The sequence below is a fragment of the Bacillus sp. GW823-FHT06A10 genome (assembly GCF_058795375.1).
This window is the reverse complement of the sequence record NZ_JBXAHT010000004.1, coordinates 209905-229375: the sequence shown is the minus strand read 5'-3', so window position 1 is coordinate 229375 and position 19471 is coordinate 209905. Positions and strand designations below refer to the sequence as shown.

The window sequence follows — 19471 nt, the reverse complement described above, 5'->3', positions numbered from 1 at the left end:
CTCTCTATTATTTTAACATAGTCGAGGAACATTTTTTCTTTTCAAGAATATATATAATGAGGAGGAAATACTTGTGAAAATCGCAATTTCTGGTGGTACAGGCTTTATCGGTAAATATCTTTCTACTTTTTTTGTTCAAAAAGGATATACTGTTTACATCCTCACACGAAAAAAAACTACTGAAACTTCCGACCCTAAACTTCAGTATGTTCAATGGACACCAGATTTACAAACCTTCCCCCTCTCTTCTATTGATGTAGTTATTAATCTAGCCGGAGAGTCTATTAATAGTAGATGGACAAAGAAACAAAAGAAAGCCATTTTAAACAGTAGAATTCAAACAACAAAAGGACTCATTAAACAATTGCAGGCACTCCATAAAAAACCACATACATTTATTAATGCAAGTGCTATTGGATACTACGGAACATCTGAAGTAGAGTCTTTTACTGAGCAACAAGAAACGCCTGGAAATGACTTTTTAGCAGAAACAGTATTTTTATGGGAACAAGAAGCAGCTAAAGCATGTTCTCTCGGAATAAGAACAATTTACACAAGATTTGGCGTTGTATTAGGTGCAGATGGCGGAGCCTTGCCAAAAATGTTACTTCCCTATCAATTCTATATCGGCGGCACCATTGGTTCTGGGAAACAATGGTTATCATGGATTCATATAGACGATGTCGTTCGTATGATGGATTTCATCATACACAAAAAAGAAATTGATGGTCCTCTTAATATGACAGCACCAACACCTATAAGAATGAAGGAATTTGGAAAGACCATCGCTGCTGCAACGAGAAAACCACATTGGCTGCCTGTCCCTTCATTTATGCTTCACGCCTTATTAGGTGAGATGAGCATACTTGTACTAGAAGGGCAACATGTATTACCTAGTAAAGCAATTAAACATGGATACCAATACACATTTCCGGCAATAGACCATGCATTACAAAATATACTTTCGCATACAATGTAGTACTTCTAAAACACAATTTTACATGGGCCCTTTTAAAACTTTCATTTTCTAGGATCCGAAGCATTACCATACAAATAACCTTTCAGTTACTTTCCCTTAACTTCCATTAGCATTATAAAGTAACAGAAATGAGGTACCTATGAAAATATTGCTCAAACAAGCCATTGTATACCCTATTACATCTCCAAAGTTTCAAGGTGATGTACTCGTTACAGGAGAGCGAATTACCGAGGTCAAACCTTTTATTCAACCTACTCAAGATATGACCGTTATAGATGCACGAGCACTCCATCTCTTACCTGGCTTTATTGATGTCCATACTCACCTTGGTCTCTATGATGAAGGTACTGGTTGGGCTGGAAATGATGCCAATGAAACATCTGAAGTTTCAACACCACATATTCGTTCTTTAGATGGAATCCATCCTCTCGATATCGCCTTTCAAGACGCTGTACAACATGGAATTACAACCGTTCACGTTATGCCTGGCAGTCAAAATATTATCGGGGGTACTACTTGTGTAATAAAAACAGCTGGAACTTGTATTGATCATATGATTATTCAAGAACCTGCTGGTTTAAAGATTGCCTTTGGAGAAAACCCTAAAAAAGTCCATAGTAATGGAACAAAAGAATCCATAACACGTATGGGGATTATGGGGTTACTTCGGGAATCATTCTATGAAGCACAACACTACGGGCACGAAGCTGATTTTCGAATGCTTCCTATTTTAAAAGCATTACGTCGTGAAATACCCGTACGTATCCACGCCCATCGAGCAGATGATATTAGTTCTGCGCTACGCTTTGCAACGGAATTCAACCTCGATCTACGTATTGAACATTGTACAGAAGGACACTTTCTTGTTGAAGAGCTTTCGAAACACAATTTGAAAGTTTCAGTTGGTCCCACTCTGACACGCCGTTCTAAAATCGAACTAAAAAACAAGACATGGGATACTTACCATATATTATCCAAAAATGGTGTGGAAGTTTCTATAACAACAGACCATCCTTATACACCCATTCAGTATTTAAATATTTGTGCTGCTGTCGCAGTAAGAGAAGGGTTAGACGAGAAAACAGCACTAGAAGGAATCACCATATTCCCAGCGCGAAATTTGCGGTTAGAGGATAGAATTGGAAGCATCGAGGTTGGAAAAGACGCCGATCTCGTGTTATGGACTCATCATCCTTTCCATTATTTAGCCAAGCCTGTACTAACTATGATTGATGGAAAAATAATTTACAAAAAAAATAAAAAAAACTAGTTTATTTTTTTGACTAGATAAAGTATTATACGATTATAAACTGAATGAAACCATAATCAATTTGTGTCGTGATTATCATTTTCAAATTGATGAATGGGGAAGGCAAATGGTGCGCCACCAGCGTTAGAAACTGGTTCTAGTGGGTTCGATTCCCACCCCGAAATTTTTTAAAGATTGATATAAAAATTTCGAGGGTGGGGTGTTTTTTCGTCATGCTACCCTCGTGTGAGGAGGAGTTAGTATGTTGAAAAAACGCGACTTACACGACAGCCACGTTCTATACGAGTTAATGGTGGATCCAGCTGTCTTCCCTTTTGTGCGTCAAAAGGCTTATTCTTATGAAGAATATTTATTCTTAACGAAACAAACGATTGAAGCTGAAGAGCGTGGTGAATTAATTTCACGCACAATTTTAGATGAATGGGGTAACCCTATCGGAACAATTACTTTATTTGATGTGCAAGAAAAAGCTGGATTTCTCGGGACATGGCTTGGCAAACCATATCATGGAAAAGGCTATAATAAATTGGCAAAAGATTCATTTTTTAGTGAACTTTTCTACGAATTAGATATTGAAACAATTTTCATGCGTATTCGTAAAATAAATATTCGTTCTATTAAAGCTGCAGAAAAACTGCAATATGTGAATCTAGCAAACGAAACAAGAAAAGCCGTATATGATGAAATTAACGCAAACGAAGAAGTATATAACTTATATGAAATTCCAAAAGATCAATACACACTTGCTACAATGCGAGATACAACCTTCCAAGATGCTCATCAATTAAAAGAAGCATAATCTAAATTTTCTGAAATGATAATCAATCATTAACATTTTCCATATGCGTATATCCCCTCATGTCTTTGGAAACGATAAATAGTAACTTTAAGACACGAGGTGATTTGTAATGGATAAAAAGAAACGTGATAAAGCAAAAAACACATTATCTAGTACACAAGAAGTTCTCTATCAACGCGAATTTCAAAAAGCAGATCGTGCAGCAGGATATCGCTCGAAAAGCATTTAAAGTGAAAATGAATAATTAGAAGTTTCCCCCCTAATTATTCATTTTCATTACATAATTTTCTCGACTGATAGAAGTAAGCAAAAAGACCCCTTATGCTTATGCATAAGGGGCCTTTTTGCTGTGGACAACTTTATCCACAAAACTGATGCAATTGTTAGTAATTTTCAAAAACACTTAATATTTTTCTATATTAAAGCATATATCAGCTGTTTTAATTGTGGATATTTTTCTAAAAATTGTGGACAATGTGGATATAGTTGTTAATATTCCGACTTTACTGTTTAATGAAAGCGCAATTACTTTGTGGATAACTGGCTAAATTTTCTTTAAAAATAATAAAGAACCCTCTTTACATATACAAAGAGGGTTTCATATTAAGTAAAAGATTGTGCAAGAGCAGGTGATTTAATAGGTATATGACGCGGTTCTGCATGATTTTCTGCCAAAATTGCATCTACAATATGACCAGCTGGCTCTGGAAGATAGATGCTTTTCATTGCTTCTTTCATTTGAAGAAGCTTCACATCATCTTGTAATAATGCCTCTGTTTTTGCGAAAACCTCACTATCATCGCGAATGACAACTGCTGCTCCTTTTTTTTCAAAGTACATCGCATTTTCATTTTCTTGTCCTGGAACAGGCTTATATAAAATGACAGGTACTTGCAACGCTGCTGCTTCACTTAATGTTATTCCGCCTGGCTTCGTAATCATACAAGAAGTAACTCGGAATAATTCATCAATATTTTCAACATACCCAAACACTTTTAATGCATCGGAATTTTGCTTCTGTAAACTTAATAAATCATGTTTTAAAGCTTCATTTTTTCCACAAACGACAACTACTTGTAAATTAGGCACTGACATAAATGATTGGCATAGTTCTTTTACATTTCCTAATACCCCATGAGCACCTGCTACAATTAGTAAAATCTTTTTATTCTTACATAACTGATATTTATTATATATGATGTCTGAATTTACCTTTAACTCAAAACTACTCCGAATTGGAATTCCTGTTTCAACAATTTGTTCCGCAGGTACACCGATATCAACCATCAATTCTTTCACGTGATCCGTTGCAACAAAATAACGATCTACTTCTCGATGAATCCATATTTTGTGCACGCAAAAATCCGTTAATACGTTATAGACAGGAATTGAAATCCCCGTTTGTTTTTTCAATTCTGGTACAGCAATAATTGGAAATGTATTAATTACAATATCAGGTTTCTCCACCTGTAACAGTGTTTTCAAACGTTTTCTTCCAAAGTTCGCATACCAAGATGCTATTTTCTTATCATAAATTTTTTCTACCCCGTAATAAAACAAACGATATAATTCTTTTCCTATTGTATAACTTTTTAAATATAGATATTTTGTAATGTCAGTTATAAATGGATGTGATTCTCCAAACAAGTCGCATACAATAACATCTTCAATTCCTTTTTGGCGAAATGTTTGTTCTAATGTTTTTGCTACTTGCACATGACCATTACCGTAATGTGCAGTTAATATTAAAACCTTGGGGTTTTTTATCAAACAAATCCACTCCTAGCTTTTTGTTTCTCCATATTGCATATACGACAATAGGAAAAACATTTTCCTTAAAAATTACATAAACAGATTCTAATAATTCCCTTTTCAGCTATGTACCTGTCGTGGATATGCAAAGCATATAAGATTGACCCCTTAATCCTATCTGTGCTCATATCTTTACATTATACTTTCCTATAAGAGCTTTCGCAATAACTTACAAATCTTCTCTATTCCATGATACTCACTCTTTTACTTCTTAATTCTTTTTACTATTTTGATTTCCCTTTACAATTATGTAAATTTATCCACTTAGTCCGTACAAAATTATGGATATTCTACTTTCAGTATACTCTTTTATCAATATATACTCTAGATTTTATTGTAAAGAAAGCAAAAAGCCTAATCCAATATTTGGATTAGACCGCTTGTAAAATATGTTTAGCATGTTCTACATTTTTCTCAGTAGGTGGTTCTACATTTGCGAGTGGGTACTTGTGTCCAAGCGCCTCCCATTTATATACACCAAGCTTATGATATGGTAACACTTCAACTTTTTGAACATTAGACAGACTTTGAATAAAGCTAGATAGTTTTTGTAGATCCTCTTCATTATCCGTAACACCAGGAACTAATACGTGTCGTACCCAAATCGCTTTATTCTTATCCGATAAATAACGAGCAAATTGTAAAATATGTTCATTTGGTTTCCCTGTTAATTTACGATGCTTTTTGGAATCGATATGTTTCAAATCCAATAAAACTAAATCTGTATAATCCATTAAAATATCTAGCTTATTTTGGAATTCTGGTTCCTCAGAATAACACCCACCAGAAGAGTCGATTGTTGTATGGATACCAGCCTCTTTACACTTTTTAAACAACTCAATTAAAAAGTCTAGCTGTAATAATGGCTCTCCACCGCTAACTGTTATACCGCCTCCGGAGGCTTCAATAAATGGAAAGTAACATGTCACATCCTGCATCACTTCTTCAACTGTTATTTCTTTACCTTTACCGATTTCCCACGTATCAGCATTATGACAATATTGACAACGTAATAAACACCCTTGTGTAAATATGACATAACGAATCCCTGGGCCATCAACAGTACCACAAGACTCTACAGAATGTATTCTTCCTTTTACCATGTTACTTCCTCCTTTATTGAAACAGCCTCCCTTCGCTATGTATTAAAAGCGAAGGGACACTTTTTTCATTTACATGCTTTCATGCATTGTACGGTTAATTACATCAATTTGTTGTTCACGAGTTAATTTAATAAAGTTTACAGCGTAACCAGATACGCGAATTGTTAATTGTGGATATTTCTCAGGATGTTCCATTGCATCCATTAATGTTTCACGATTAAATACGTTAATATTTAAGTGATGGCCTTCTTTTACTGCATAGCCATCAAGCATAGATACTAAGTTACGTACTTGTACATCATCTTCTTTACCAAGTGCTTTTGGAATAATAGAGAATGTATTAGAAATACCATCTTGTGCATCTTCATATGGTAATTTAGCTACAGATAATAATGAAGCTAATGCACCTTTTGTATCACGTCCATGCATTGGATTTGCACCTGGTGCAAATGGTTCTCCAGTACGGCGTCCATCTGGAGTGTTACCAGTTTTCTTACCGTATACAACGTTAGATGTAATAGTTAAAATTGACATTGTATGAACGGAATTACGATATGTTTTATGTTTACGCAGTTTATTCATAAATGTTTTCACGAGATTTACAGCGATCTCATCTACACGATCATCATTGTTACCGTATTTAGGGAAGTCCCCTTCAATTTCGAAGTCGACTGCAATACCATTTTCATCACGGATTGGTTTTACTTGTGCGTATTTAATTGCACTTAATGAGTCTGCTACTACAGATAGACCCGCGATACCTGTTGCCATTGTACGAAGAACATTTGTATCATGAAGTGCCATTTCAATACGTTCATAACTATATTTATCATGCATATAATGGATAACATTTAATGTGTTTAAATATAGACCCGCTAACCATTCCATTGTCATATCAAACTTATGCATAACTTCTTCGTAATTTAGTACTTCAGAAGTAATTGGTGCGTACTCAGGACCAACTTGTGCTTTTGATTTTTCATCTTTACCACCGTTAATTGCATATAATAATGCTTTCGCTAAGTTTGCACGAGCTCCGAAGAACTGCATTTGCTTACCGATTCTCATTGCAGATACACAACAAGCAATTCCGTAATCATCGCCGTAATCAGCACGCATAATGTCATCATTTTCATATTGAATTGCTGATGTTTTGATGGACATTTTCGCACAGTAGTTTTTAAAGTTCTCTGGTAATTGTTTAGACCAAAGAACTGTTAAATTCGGTTCTGGAGCTGGTCCTAAATTATCTAATGTATGCAAGAAACGGAATGAGTTCTTTGTTACTAATGGACGACCATCTAATGCCATACCACCGATAGATTCAGTTACCCAAGTTGGGTCACCAGAGAATAATTCATTATAATCAGGTGTTCTTGCGAATTTCACAAGACGTAATTTCATAATGAAGTGATCTACAATTTCTTGTACTTCTTCTTCTGTTAAAGTACCATTTGCTAAATCTCTTTCAATGTAAATATCTAAGAATGTAGAAGTACGTCCAAGACTCATTGCAGCTCCGTTTTGCTCTTTAATCGCTGCAAGATATGCGAAGTATAACCACTGGAATGCTTCTTGTGCATTTGTTGCTGGTTTAGAAATATCGAAACCATGAGAAGCAGCCATTTGTTTTAGTTCTTGAAGTGCACGCATTTGCTCAGATAACTCTTCGCGTAAACGCATTGTATCTTCGCTCATTACACCACCAGTTAAATTCAAATCAGCTTTTTTCGCTTCAATTAAATGATCAATACCATATAATGCTACGCGTCGATAGTCACCGATAATGCGTCCACGACCGTATGCATCTGGAAGACCAGTAATAACACCTGATTTACGTGCATTTCTCATTTCTGGTGTATAAGCATCAAATACACCTTGGTTATGAGTCTTTCTCCAATCTCTAAAAATACGACTAAGTTCTTTGTCCATTTCGTATCCATAAGATTCACAAGCTTGTTCTGCCATACGAATACCACCATATGGTTGTAAAGAACGTTTAAATGGTTTATCAGTTTGGAAACCGACTACTTTTTCAATATCTTTATTTAAGTATCCTGGGTCATGTGATGTAATAGAAGAAACAATTTTTGTATCCATATCAAGAACGCCACCGTTTTCACGTTCTTTTGTTGTTAAATCCATTACTTGATCCCAAAGTTGTTTCGTTGCTTCAGTTGCTTCTGCTAAGAAAGATTCGTCTCCTTCGAAAACGTTTACATTATTTAAAATGAAATCGCGAACATCAATCTCTGCTTTCCATTTTTCACCTTTAAAGTTTTCCCATGCGTTTTTAACATTTTCTAATACTTGAGTCATCCTAATCTCCTCCATTTTTGATTAGTACAGGACTAAGATTTTTTATATAACAGCTTACACACTTAGAATACTACTTTTTTACGAAAGTGAACGAAATAGTTGTGACATGTTTGTGAAATGTTGAGCAAACTACTATATATATAGTGTTAACTTCATTTAAAAGTCTTTAAAATTAACCCTTTCCTTAATTGTATTTTTTTGGTATCCTTATATACGAGTCCTATTTTGTAATATAAGAACAATACCCATTGTAGAGCTGTAATACTCTTATCTCCTAATCTGTTATAGTTTTTATAACAGAACAAAAAAGTGTACACATGTTGTACACTTTTTTTGTTACTTCTATAAAACATCTCTTTTTCTATTGCCATCATAGAATCCGCCACGATTGTCTGTTGATGCAATTATTTGCTCTAGTCCTTCTATATGATCACCTATAATTCGAAGTACAGCTGGAGGATGACCTATTTTTGCAAAATGTTCACTGGGACGAATACGGTTCATCTTATCAACCTCAACACGACATACACATGCAATTTCAAATCCAGAAAGAAGAGCCTTCACCTGTGCTACACAAGGTGACAATAAAGATTTGTATCCAATTGCTTTCAAACACTTGTGGCTAAATGCATTAGGTACCGCAATAAGTGAGCCTACCCCTAAATCCTTTCTATCACAAGCTAAATTTAGTGCATACTTAAATGCAGTTACAAGATGAAGTGGTACTCTTAAATCTAAATAATGATTTAAATCATTTAATGCGACGTCCTTTCCATCTGCAATAGCTTTTGCAAAAGGATATAGTTCACTAGCTGGAATAACAAAATCACCATCTATAAATAACACAATTTCTCCTTTTGCAAAATAAGTTCCAAGTGAACGCCCTACATCGTTTCCAAGGGCTTCTTTATATACAATGGTTGTTGCGCCTTTGTCTTTTGCAATCGTTGCTGTTTTATCTGACGAACCATTTACGACAACGATGATTTCAAAAGGTTCAATTTTACGAAGCTCTTCTATAACCTTTCCAATTGTTTTCTCTTCATTTTGTACAGGAATAACAACCGATAGTTGCTTTTCTCTATACAAATTGGATGTAACGCCCCATCCTTGATAAAAATCTTCGAAATTTAAAGTATGATAGACGCTATCCCTTTTCCTATTTCCATCATAATATCCCCCGCGTATATCACTGCTTACTATTCGTTCTGCAACTGCTTCTATATGATCACCTATCATTCGTCTTTCAGATTGAGAAAGGTTCGTTCCATATGCAGCATGTTCAATCGGTCGAAATTTATTCGGCGTAATAACATCAATAGCACAATGACGGTTAATTCTCCATTTACTTTGTGCTATACGTAAATGAGCTACAATAGGATTAACTAAACATTCATATCCAATACTTTGGACGACTTCTTTCGTCAACGCATGAGGTACAGATAATAAAGAATCTATCTTTAATTCTTCACGCTCTAACATTGCATTTAATATTTGACGCCACACTGTAACGGAATGGGGTTTTTGTTTCTTTAAAAACAATGCGTCCAAATTATTTAAAACGATGTCAGTCTGATCATGTAAAATTGGATTAAGAAACAATTGTAATTTGGAAGTTGGAATAGCAAAGTCCCCATCTATAAATAGTAATACATCACCTATCGCATGTTTTGCGCCAACTGCACGCCCAACATCGTTTCCTAATAGTTCTGTATACCTGATTACTTTACAACCTAACCGATTAGCAACCTCTTCTGTACCATCATTACAACCATTTGCTATGACAATAATCTCTACTGGATTTAACGGTTTGACCGATTGAATAACGTCTGAAATCGTATCTACTTCATTACTTGCAGGAATAATAACTGATAGCGACTTAGCCATTGTTTTCTTCACGAAACCATTTAATAGTTTCTTTCAATCCTTGTTCCCACGTTACTGTCGCTTGAAATTGAACAAGTTCTCTTAACTTCTTTACGTTCGGCCTTCTATTCGGAATTTCTTCAAAGCCATGTGGATATACTTCCTCAAAAGGAACTTGTACAATTTTCGAAGAAGATTTCGTTAGTTTTTTAATTGTTTCTGCTACTTCTTTTATACTCTGTTCGTTCTCAGAACCTATATTAATAATCTCACCATTTACCTTCTCATCCATTGCCCGAATTGTTGCTTCTACCGCATCACTCACATACGTAAAGCAACGTGTCTGCTTTCCATCTCCATATACGAGAATGTCTTCTCCTTGCAAAGCTGCACGGATAAATCGCGGGATTACCCCTGCATATGGACCATCTTTCGCTCTTGGACCATAAATATTAAAATAACGAACAATCGTTACAGGTAAGCCTTCTAATGCGTATCCTAAACATAATGTTTCTTCTAACGTTTTACAAACTGCATAACTCCAACGAATTTTAGAAGTTGCCCCATACAATCGATCTCCTTCTTCAGAGAAAGGCGGTTTGCCTTTACCATACACTTCTGAAGTAGATGCAAAAACTACTTTCTTCTTTCCTTTTAATGCTGCTTGTAAAATATTTCTCGTTCCGTCAAAATTCGTTTCAATGAGCTCTATACTTTTTTCCATTGTCGTTTTAACACCTAAAATTGCTGCTAAATGAAACACTACATCATGTTGATTTACTAATTCATAAATAGAATTTTTATCTAAAACACTTATTGGAATAACTCGAATCTCTCTCATTAGCTCATTATGATACTTATTTTTCCCTTTATAGAAGTTATCCACAATTGTGACTTTATAACCCCTTCTCACCAACTCTTCAGCTAAATGAGATCCAATAAATCCGGCCCCACCTGTAATTAAACATTTCTTACTCATACACTCACCTTCTTTATAATTCCCCTTGTATCTATTACTCGGTTCATTCCTTTAAAAAGCTTCCAATCGATATTAGAGTGGTCAGTTAAAATTAAAATACAACCTGCCTCTTTAACTGTTTGTTCATCCAAAGCAACAGATTGATACACCTTATCTCCAATTTCCGCGGAAGAAATATATGAATCATGGTATTTTATCTCGTATCCTTCTTTTATTAGTAATTGAATAATTGGCAAAGCCGGTGATTCTCTCAAATCATTTACATCTTTCTTATATGCGATTCCTACAATTAAAACTAGTCCGGGTGATTGCACCATACCCTTTACTTTCCGGACTATTTTCTCTGGCATTTCTTCATTAATTACATGTGCCGCCTCAATTAATTGACTAATTGCCCCATTCTTTTTTATTCTCCATTGAAAATATAAGGGGTCTACGGGAATACAGTGCCCCCCTATCCCTGGTCCTGGCCAATACGGAGTAAATCCAAAAGGTTTTGTAGATGCCGCTTCAATGGCCTCATAAAAATCAATCCCTAAACTTTCACATAATGTGTTTAACTCATTTACTAAAGAGATGTTAACTAAGCGCTGAATATTTTCAAATAGCTTACACATCTCTGCTACTTTCGGCGAACTAACAGGTACAACTACGTCAAAAATGGTACTATATAAATCCTGTACTTTTTGTTTACACTTTTCTGTTTGTCCACTAATAACTTTTGGAATAGATTGAACTGAATATTGACTATTTGCTGGATCAATTCTCTCAGGGGAATATCCGATATAGAAATCTTCTCCTACCTTTTGGCCAGCTTGAGAAATAATAGGAATAATAACTTCCTCAAGTGTGCCTGGATATGTGGAACTTTCAAAAATGAAGGTTTGTCCTTTTTGGAGATTTTGTTGTATATAATGCGAAGCTGAAATGAGGGCACTTAAATCTGGTTCTCTTCGTTCATTAATTGGAGTTGGGACAGTAACAATAACATAATCACTACTTTGGAAATCAGTAATACCTTTATCTGGTGTATTTACTATTAATTTATTTTTAGTCAATAAACTTTGCAACACTTTAGAAGAAACATCTGGAATATAACTTTCTCCTTTTATAATCGATTCTATTTTTCTAGTATCTTTATCTAATCCAAGTACGGTATGTCCTCTTTCTGCAAAATGTACTGCCAAAGGAAGACCAACATACCCTAATCCAATAATAGCTACTTTACTACTAGCATTCATCTGTATTCTTTTCTTCCTTTCTCAATTGTTGAATAGTGTCTCTATCGCGATCTCCATCTGTAAAACTCCCACGTTCGTCTGTATATTGTAATAGATAAGCAATCGCCTCAAGTTGATCACCGAAAATACGGTCAAATGCCGGAATACGTCCATTTACAAATCCATGTTGCTCCGGGCGTACCCGATTGGTTTTTATAACATCTACAAATTCTACTGCTGTAATAGAAAAAACCTCCAAAATAGCTTTCATTTGAGCTAATGGCGGAATAACAAGCGAGTCATATCCTATTTTCTCTATTACCCTTTTATGCATAGCATGTGGTACTGCCGTTAATGAGTTATTCCATAAATCCGGTCTTTTCGCTACTAAATTCACAAAATATTTCCCCATACTAATTGGATCTGCAGGATGAAACATATCTAATAAGCATTGTAAATCATTTAAAACCACGTCACTTCCATCTTCAACAGCTTGCAAAAATGGAGTGAGCTTTTTTGCTGGAATAACAAAATCACCATCAACGAATAAACAAATATCTGCCGTAGCATGCATGGCACCTATCGCTCGTGCTACATTATGTCCAAGCGCCTCCCCGAATTCAACAACAATAACATTCTCTAGCTTTGCCTGTTTAACAGTCTCAAAATCTGCTCCATTCGCGACAACAATAATTTCATCTACCCCTGCTTTTTTTACTTCTTGTATAACAAATCTTATCGTCATTTTTTCTTCTGACACTGGTATAATCGCACTATATTTCGCTTTTTCCTTCTTTAATACAACTGGTTTATAGTTCCCTATAAACTCCCTATCCCTGTTTCCCTCCGAAAAACCGCCGCGTTTACCATATGTTTCGATTACATATTGCAAAGCACGTAAATGATCACCCATAATACGGCTAGTCGCTTTCGGATAAGGAGAACCAGGTGATGTTCCTGTATGCACAGGACGAACCTTATTTGTGTGAATTACATCGACCGAAGCCGTATCAACAATATCTACTCCTCTAGACATCGCTATCGCTTGAAATAGTGCTGGATCTGCTAAATTCCACCACCCAAGTTTCTCGATAACTTCCCTGCTCATCGCATGTGGAATTGCAATTAAAGATCCAACAACAAGCTCCTTTTTATTCAAATAACGATTCAACATGAACTTTCCAACTGTCGTATAATGTGGTCTCATCTTTAAATAAACCGACCATGTTAAATTATTCACAACAATTTGATGCCCTTGTCGAATTCCTTTCACGAAACGTTGTAACTCTTTACTATCAATAACAATATCACCATCTAAAAACAAAACAATTTCACCTTTTGCTTCTCTAGCTCCAATAGCCCGTCCAACATCATTGCCAAGAGAATGTTTATAATAAATCACGTGACAATGATGTTGTAACGCTATGTCTTTCGTTCCATCTGTCGAGCCATTATCTACTACAATAATTTCGTAAGGCTTGAGCTTCTCCACTTCTACTAAAACTTGTGATAAAGTACTCGCTTCATTGTGCGCTGGAATAACAACTGATACTCTCATACTTGTATCACGCTTACCCTTCCAAGCGAACATAAGCAATAATAGGAGTACGCACAATTACATCTTCCGGTGGTCCATAAGAAGGAGAAGTACGAACACTTACCGCCCCATCTGTCACAGATAAAAGAATGCCTGTAACAATTTCTACAGCTGTCACAACTTGCACTAATTCACCAACATGGTTACGTAATTCATCAGTAAATAACATATATAGCTCTCCTTTCTTACACTTCTTTAATTGATATAATACTTGTAAATGGTAATAAAACTTCAGTTCCTATACCTTCTTGCAATGTTAAGAAATCATCACCGACTGCTACAATAACGCCTGTTAATTGTCCAACTGTCACCGTAATTTCAACATTTTTACCTAAATACTGCTTTGCAATTTCTTTAAAAGGTGATGTATTGCATTCTTTTAAAATGTTGCAAATAATAGATTGAAATTGGCTTGATTTTATAAATTCTTCCGTAGCTTGCTTAGAGTTTCTTTGAATAAACCTTGCAAAGTTTTGCGAAAATAAAAGTCGTTCCACAGCAGGCAATAATTTATCATCTAAAAAATAGCTTAATTGTCTATTAAACAATCTTGATAATTTATGCCAATATTTTCTGAACAGACACATACACTTCTCCTCCTATTATTTTTAGATTATAAAATTTTACATCCATACATCTTAATGTATACAAAATAGATATTTTTGTGATAGGTAAGGCATACATTTTCTAAAAGAAATATTTGTTTCAGGGCAAAAAAAAACTATCCAAAAGGATAGTTTCTTACACTTCAATATTTCGCAACATCGTATAAATGTCATTATTCACTTTACCAAATGATTTAATGTTGTTTTGAATGTTAGATAATAAAACAACATACACACTACCATTTTTACTAAATCCATTTAAACAATTCCAACCTGGCATTACACCGTGATTCGAATAGCTTCCTGGGTCTACGTACCAGCCAAATCCGTAATCTTTTTTCACGGCTGTAAACATTTGATCATAACTCGCTTTTGAAATTAACTTTCCAGAGTATAACGCTTCGTTAAATAAATATAAATCATGTGCACTCGTATATATATCACCACAACCATATAGTTGTGACATGCTCGGAATATTAGGTGTTGTCATATTATTATTTACTATTTTATAACCCGTTGATGGGAATCTTGTTTGTTCTAACGCTGTGCCAAAACCAGAATGTTTCATACCGGCAGTAGCAAAAATATGTTGTTTAATATATTCTTCAAGCGACTGTCCACTTACCTTCTCGGCAATGTATGCAAGTATAGAGTAGTTCGAATCGGAATACTTCCACTTCTCTCCTGGACCACCAATACGCTTTTGATTTCCTATCCGCTTTATCAGTTCTTCATGGGAAATATCTTCTTTTCCTTGCTCATATTCTGGAATCCCTGATGTATGTGTTAATAGATGTTTTAGCTGAATACTATTACCTTGTGGAAAATCTGGAATATACTTCGCAACAGTATCTTCAACTTGTAATTTATTTTGATCTTTCAATTGCATAATAGCAGTTGCTACAAACGCCTTTGAAATAGAACCAATATAAAAAGTCGTCTCTGAATTATTCGGTACTTGCTGCTCTTTATTTGCCATACCGTACCCTTTATTCAGAAGAACTTTTCCGTTCTTCACAATAACAGCTGTCCCGCTAAATCCTGCGTTTTGTAAATACTGGTCCAATTGAGCGTTTTCATTAATTTCTTGAGGTGGTCCTTCAACAGGCTGTTCCGCAGCTTGCGCTTGCTTCACTTGTTCTTCCTGCTCTTTTTGTTTTTGCTTTTGTACTTCTTGTTTCTTTTTTTCTTCTTTCTTTTTTAGCTCTTCTTGTTTCTTCATTTCTGCTGCCGCTTTTAAAGTTTCTTCTTTCTTATTATGCGCAACAATTTTTGTATACATGAAATATACAAGTGATAATAGTAAGACGAAAATGATTGTCCTTTTTATGTATACAATCGGCCGATTTGCTTTCCCATTCGCATTATTTTTTTCCTGATCCATAATTGCTTTTTTCCCCTTACTCACCAATAATTTAATTCCTCTACTAAAGATTTATTTTAGTAGATTATGGATAATCCATTCTATATCATCCCTACTTTATCACGCACTACACATATTACCAACCCATATGTACAAAAAAGAAAAAGAAAATTTACAAAAGTAAGATTCCCGTTAAATTGTTAACAAAAAAAGAGGATATCCTGTAAAAAATTGATGTTATCAATCTTTTTGGACATCCTCTTATCTCATTATTTATACGTGTTTTTTCATATCATCGGCAACAGATTCAACATTTGTACCTACGATAACTTGTACACTTGTATTACTTAATTTCATAACACCTTTTGCACCAGCACGTTTTAATGCTGCTTCATTTACTTGACCAGCATCTTTTACTTGTAAGCGTAGACGTGTTGCACAGTTATCAATAACTGTTAAGTTTTCTTTTCCACCTAAAGCTGCTACGTAAGTTTCACCAATTGAACCTGCAACTGGAGCTTCTTCACCTTCAGCTACTTCCTCTTCGTCTTCACGACCAGGAGTTTTTAAATCGAACTTCTTAATTAAGAAGTAGAATACAACGAAATAAATTACTGCGTAAATTAAACCGACTCCCGCAAGTAATACTGGTTTTGTTGCAATACCAAAGTTTAAGAAGTAATCGATTGCACCGGCACTAAATGTGAAACCATCGTGAATGCCAAGTGTTGTTGTAATGAATAGAGACAGACCTGTTAATACAGCATGAATACCATATAATACTGGTGATAAGAACATGAATGAGAATTCAATTGGTTCTGTAATACCAGTTAAGAATGAAGTTAATGCTAGACCACCTAACATACCTGTAACCATTTTACGTTTTTCTGGTTTAGCAGCCGCAATCATTGCGAAACATGCAGCTGGTAAACCGAACATCATAACTGGGAAGAAACCAGTCATAAACATACCCGCTGTTTTATCTCCGGCAAGGAAGCGAGCAATATCACCGTTTACAACATTACCTGCTGCATTTGTAAAGTCACCAAGTACGAACCAGAAGTATGTGTTCATTACATGATGTAAACCGATTGGAATTAATAGACGGTTTAATAAACCAAATAGACCTGAACCAACTGCCCCTAAATTAACAATTCCATGAGCTAATGCATCGATAGCATTTTGAATTGCTGGCCAAATTTGTGCGAATAGAATTCCTAATATTAACATCACAACCGATGTAACAATTGGGACGAAACGTTTTCCAGCAAAGAACCCTAACCATTCTGGAAGTTTAATCTTATGGAATTTATTATAAAGAAGTCCCGCTATAACACCAACAATAATACCACCTAAAACTTTCATATCCACTTTAGTCGATAATTCGGCTGCCTTAGATACTTGTGTCATTGTATCTGCAAGCTTAGATGGATCAACATTAGCGCTATTACCTATTAAATCTTGGACTTTGCCTAATTTATCTTGTAATTCTACAGTAGAATATCCCTTACTAAGTGCATCAATACTGTTTTTCATAACTAGATAACCAATTGCACCTGCAAGACCTGCTGCACCACTACCATCAACTGAAAGACCGATTGCAATACCAATTGCAAAAATGAGTGCTAAATTATCAAAAACTGCTGCACCGGCCTGTGCCATAACAGGAATATCAAATACATCTGGTTGCCCTAAACGAAGCAATAATCCTGCTGCTGGTAGTACGGCGATTGGAAGCATTAACGCTTTACCAATACGTTGTAAAAACTGCAACATTTTAATTCCCCCTATCAAATTTATGAAATCGTTATCATTATAAGTACGCCTTAGAAAACGCTTTCTATTTACATAACCATAATAACATATAGTTGTATAGATGTGTAGTTTTTATTTTCGAATTTTTTATGGATAAATCTCCTATTTCCAAACTGTTATATAAAAGGGAAATTCTCCTTTTTTAATACAAAGGACTTGAAAGAACGACCTACTATAGAACATATAACTTTCGTTTTATCATTCCACTTTTTCATGTTATTATTTATTTCCGAGCATATCGGGAAAAGTAAACTTAGTTAATTCGAAATAGGAGCGTTGGTACTATGCAGTGCATTGAAACAAACAACTTACAACAGTTGTTAGAACAAGTAAAACCATATACGAAAAAAGGAAAACTTGCTACTTATATCCCCGAACTAGGAAATGCAAATCCAGACGATTTAGGGATTGCCATTTTCCATAAAGAAACAGAATATATCCATGCAGGCAACTCACAAACACTATTTACTCTTCAAAGTATTTCCAAAGTAATTACACTTGCCCTTGCCCTTTTAGACCGTGGTGAAGAATATGTATTTTCTAAAGTTGGAATGGAACCAACGGGTGACCCATTTAATTCTATTATTAAGTTAGAAACGACAAGTCCATCCAAACCCCTTAATCCAATGATAAATGCAGGAGCATTAGCTATTACAAGCATGTTAGCAGGAAAAGATAACGAGGAAAAAATGGAACGTATTCTTCATTTTGTACGTGAAATAACAGATAACCCTACTATTAATTATTCCTCTAAAGTTGCCGATTCAGAATTAGAGACAGCTTATCTAAATCGTTCGCTTTGCTATTATATGAAACAAAACGGTATTATCGATTGTGATATTGAAGAACTTATGGATTTATATACTCGTCAATGCGCAGTTGAAGTAAACTGCATTGATTTAGCACGTATCGGCTTAATTTTTGCAATGGATGGATATGATCCATATAAAAAGAAACAAATCATCCCTAAACATATTACAAAAATTTGCAAAACATTTATGGTCACATGTGGTATGTATAACGAATCTGGTGAATTTGCAATACGCGTTGGTATCCCTGCAAAAAGTGGTGTAGCGGGTGGTATTTTCGGCTGCGTAAAAGGCGATATGGGAATCGGCATTTTCGGACCAGCTTTAGATGCAAACGGAAATAGTATTGCTGGTTTTAAAATTCTTGAACTTCTTTCTGCTCAAGAAGGCTGGAGTATTTTTTAATCGCGAGTTATCCTGCTATACTAGCAGGATTTTTTATTTCACCAAAACCTCACTTTTGTCAGTTATCAATCCTCTTACAAAAACAGTGCTGAAAGTTTCTCTATATCATGCATATTTGTTCCCCCCTCCTGAATAATATAGTACAACCTAGCGCTATATGTGGAGGTGTGAAAGATGAAACTAATATTTCAAATGGGAAAACAACCTGTTCTTGAAAAAACAATCCTTCTTTTTATATTGAGTATTGTAGAAAGCTTGAAGTTAAAAGTTGTTTCACTCGACGAAGCTCACCGATACATATTCAATTTAGAAGTACTTGAATTATTAATGGATCGGAACATCGATGATCAAGTACTTGAACTTATTCATTTCGGGATGGGACTTGAAGACATTCATCATGTGCTTCCTGAAGAACTTGAGCATACTATCGAGGAATTAAAATGGCTTTGCATCCAAGTGTTAAGTGAATACAGTATGCATGAAGAATCAGAGCAATTAATTGAAGACATACGCTAAAAAGCACCTATGTA

18 protein-coding genes and 1 pseudogene are annotated in these 19471 nt (G+C 35.2%); 6 read left to right on the top strand and 13 right to left on the bottom strand.

Annotated elements, in window-relative coordinates:
* Positions 1–73: 73 nt before the first annotated feature.
* The 4 genes from AC1Q8M_RS24850 (at position 74) to AC1Q8M_RS24835 (ending at position 3277) form a co-directional block, all read left to right on the top strand.
* Positions 74–979, top strand: coding sequence for a TIGR01777 family oxidoreductase (locus tag AC1Q8M_RS24850; RefSeq protein WP_000684406.1), 906 nt, complete (start codon positions 74–76; stop codon positions 977–979).
* Between the two features lie 139 nt (positions 980–1118).
* Positions 1119–2249 (top strand): amidohydrolase, encoded by a 1131-nt coding sequence (locus AC1Q8M_RS24845; RefSeq protein ID WP_098361327.1) that lies wholly within the window; start codon positions 1119–1121, stop codon positions 2247–2249.
* A 241-nt stretch (positions 2250–2490) separates the two neighbouring features.
* Complete coding sequence (locus tag AC1Q8M_RS24840; RefSeq protein WP_000914737.1) at positions 2491–3048, top strand: GNAT family N-acetyltransferase; 558 nt, start codon at positions 2491–2493, stop codon at positions 3046–3048.
* 109 nt (positions 3049–3157) lie between these two features.
* Complete coding sequence (locus AC1Q8M_RS24835; RefSeq protein ID WP_000358482.1) at positions 3158–3277, top strand: YfhE family protein; 120 nt, start codon at positions 3158–3160, stop codon at positions 3275–3277.
* 374 nt (positions 3278–3651) lie between these two features.
* Here the strand turns inward: AC1Q8M_RS24835 and AC1Q8M_RS24830 are convergent, their stop codons facing one another.
* The 13 genes and pseudogenes from AC1Q8M_RS24830 to AC1Q8M_RS24770 all read right to left on the bottom strand — a co-directional run bounded on the left by AC1Q8M_RS24830 (position 3652) and on the right by AC1Q8M_RS24770 (position 17942).
* Complete coding sequence (locus tag AC1Q8M_RS24830; RefSeq protein ID WP_000594694.1) at positions 3652–4818, bottom strand: diglucosyl diacylglycerol synthase; 1167 nt, start codon at positions 4816–4818, stop codon at positions 3652–3654.
* Positions 4819–5231: 413 nt separating this feature from the next.
* Positions 5232–5963, bottom strand: a complete 732-nt coding sequence (gene pflA, locus AC1Q8M_RS24825) for a pyruvate formate-lyase-activating protein (protein ID WP_098400399.1) — start codon at positions 5961–5963, stop codon at positions 5232–5234.
* Positions 5964–6032: 69 nt separating this feature from the next.
* Positions 6033–8282, bottom strand: coding sequence for a formate C-acetyltransferase (gene pflB, locus AC1Q8M_RS24820; protein WP_000195468.1), 2250 nt, complete (start codon positions 8280–8282; stop codon positions 6033–6035).
* Between the two features lie 152 nt (positions 8283–8434).
* Complete coding sequence (locus tag AC1Q8M_RS24815) at positions 8435–8656, bottom strand: hypothetical protein (protein ID WP_002094217.1); 222 nt, start codon at positions 8654–8656, stop codon at positions 8435–8437.
* On the bottom strand, positions 8625–10169 hold the full coding sequence (locus AC1Q8M_RS24810; RefSeq protein ID WP_001130009.1) for a glycosyltransferase family 2 protein: 1545 nt from the start codon (positions 10167–10169) through the stop codon (positions 8625–8627). Before AC1Q8M_RS24810 ends, AC1Q8M_RS24815 begins: the two co-directional genes overlap by 32 nt.
* A complete protein-coding gene (locus AC1Q8M_RS24805) occupies positions 10162–11127 on the bottom strand; it encodes a UDP-N-acetyl-alpha-D-glucosaminuronate decarboxylase (RefSeq protein WP_000037053.1) in 966 nt (321 codons plus the stop codon). Before AC1Q8M_RS24805 ends, AC1Q8M_RS24810 begins: the two co-directional genes overlap by 8 nt.
* Positions 11124–12368: a nucleotide sugar dehydrogenase gene (locus AC1Q8M_RS24800; protein ID WP_000994262.1), complete on the bottom strand. Its 1245-nt coding sequence runs from the start codon at positions 12366–12368 to the stop codon at positions 11124–11126. Before AC1Q8M_RS24800 ends, AC1Q8M_RS24805 begins: the two co-directional genes overlap by 4 nt.
* Positions 12358–13905, bottom strand: coding sequence for a glycosyltransferase family 2 protein (locus tag AC1Q8M_RS24795; protein ID WP_025118422.1), 1548 nt, complete (start codon positions 13903–13905; stop codon positions 12358–12360). The genes AC1Q8M_RS24800 and AC1Q8M_RS24795 overlap by 11 nt, the downstream gene beginning before the upstream one ends.
* Positions 13906–13918: 13 nt before the next feature.
* On the bottom strand, positions 13919–14113 hold the full coding sequence (locus AC1Q8M_RS24790; protein ID WP_000899476.1) for an LSm family protein: 195 nt from the start codon (positions 14111–14113) through the stop codon (positions 13919–13921).
* A gap of 16 nt (positions 14114–14129) precedes the next feature.
* Positions 14130–14531, bottom strand: a complete 402-nt coding sequence (locus AC1Q8M_RS24785; protein ID WP_000335542.1) for an LSm family protein — start codon at positions 14529–14531, stop codon at positions 14130–14132.
* A 154-nt stretch (positions 14532–14685) separates the two neighbouring features.
* On the bottom strand, positions 14686–15933 hold the full coding sequence (locus AC1Q8M_RS24780) for a serine hydrolase domain-containing protein (RefSeq protein ID WP_000371817.1): 1248 nt from the start codon (positions 15931–15933) through the stop codon (positions 14686–14688).
* Between the two features lie 252 nt (positions 15934–16185).
* The gene (nagE, locus tag AC1Q8M_RS24775; RefSeq protein ID WP_000938908.1) at positions 16186–17688 is read right to left on the bottom strand and encodes an N-acetylglucosamine-specific PTS transporter subunit IIBC; all 1503 of its coding nucleotides are present in this window, start codon (positions 17686–17688) and stop codon (positions 16186–16188) included.
* A gap of 141 nt (positions 17689–17829) precedes the next feature.
* Positions 17830–17942: pseudogene (locus AC1Q8M_RS24770) on the bottom strand (transcriptional regulator).
* Positions 17943–18011: 69 nt separating this feature from the next.
* Here AC1Q8M_RS24770 and glsA point away from each other — a divergent pair.
* Together glsA and AC1Q8M_RS24760 are read left to right on the top strand one after the other, a co-directional pair.
* On the top strand, positions 18012–18941 hold the full coding sequence (glsA, locus tag AC1Q8M_RS24765; protein ID WP_001149850.1) for a glutaminase A: 930 nt from the start codon (positions 18012–18014) through the stop codon (positions 18939–18941).
* A 174-nt stretch (positions 18942–19115) separates the two neighbouring features.
* A complete protein-coding gene (locus AC1Q8M_RS24760) occupies positions 19116–19457 on the top strand; it encodes a DUF3969 family protein (RefSeq protein WP_000766603.1) in 342 nt (113 codons plus the stop codon).
* The last annotated feature ends 14 nt before the right edge of the window (positions 19458–19471 follow it).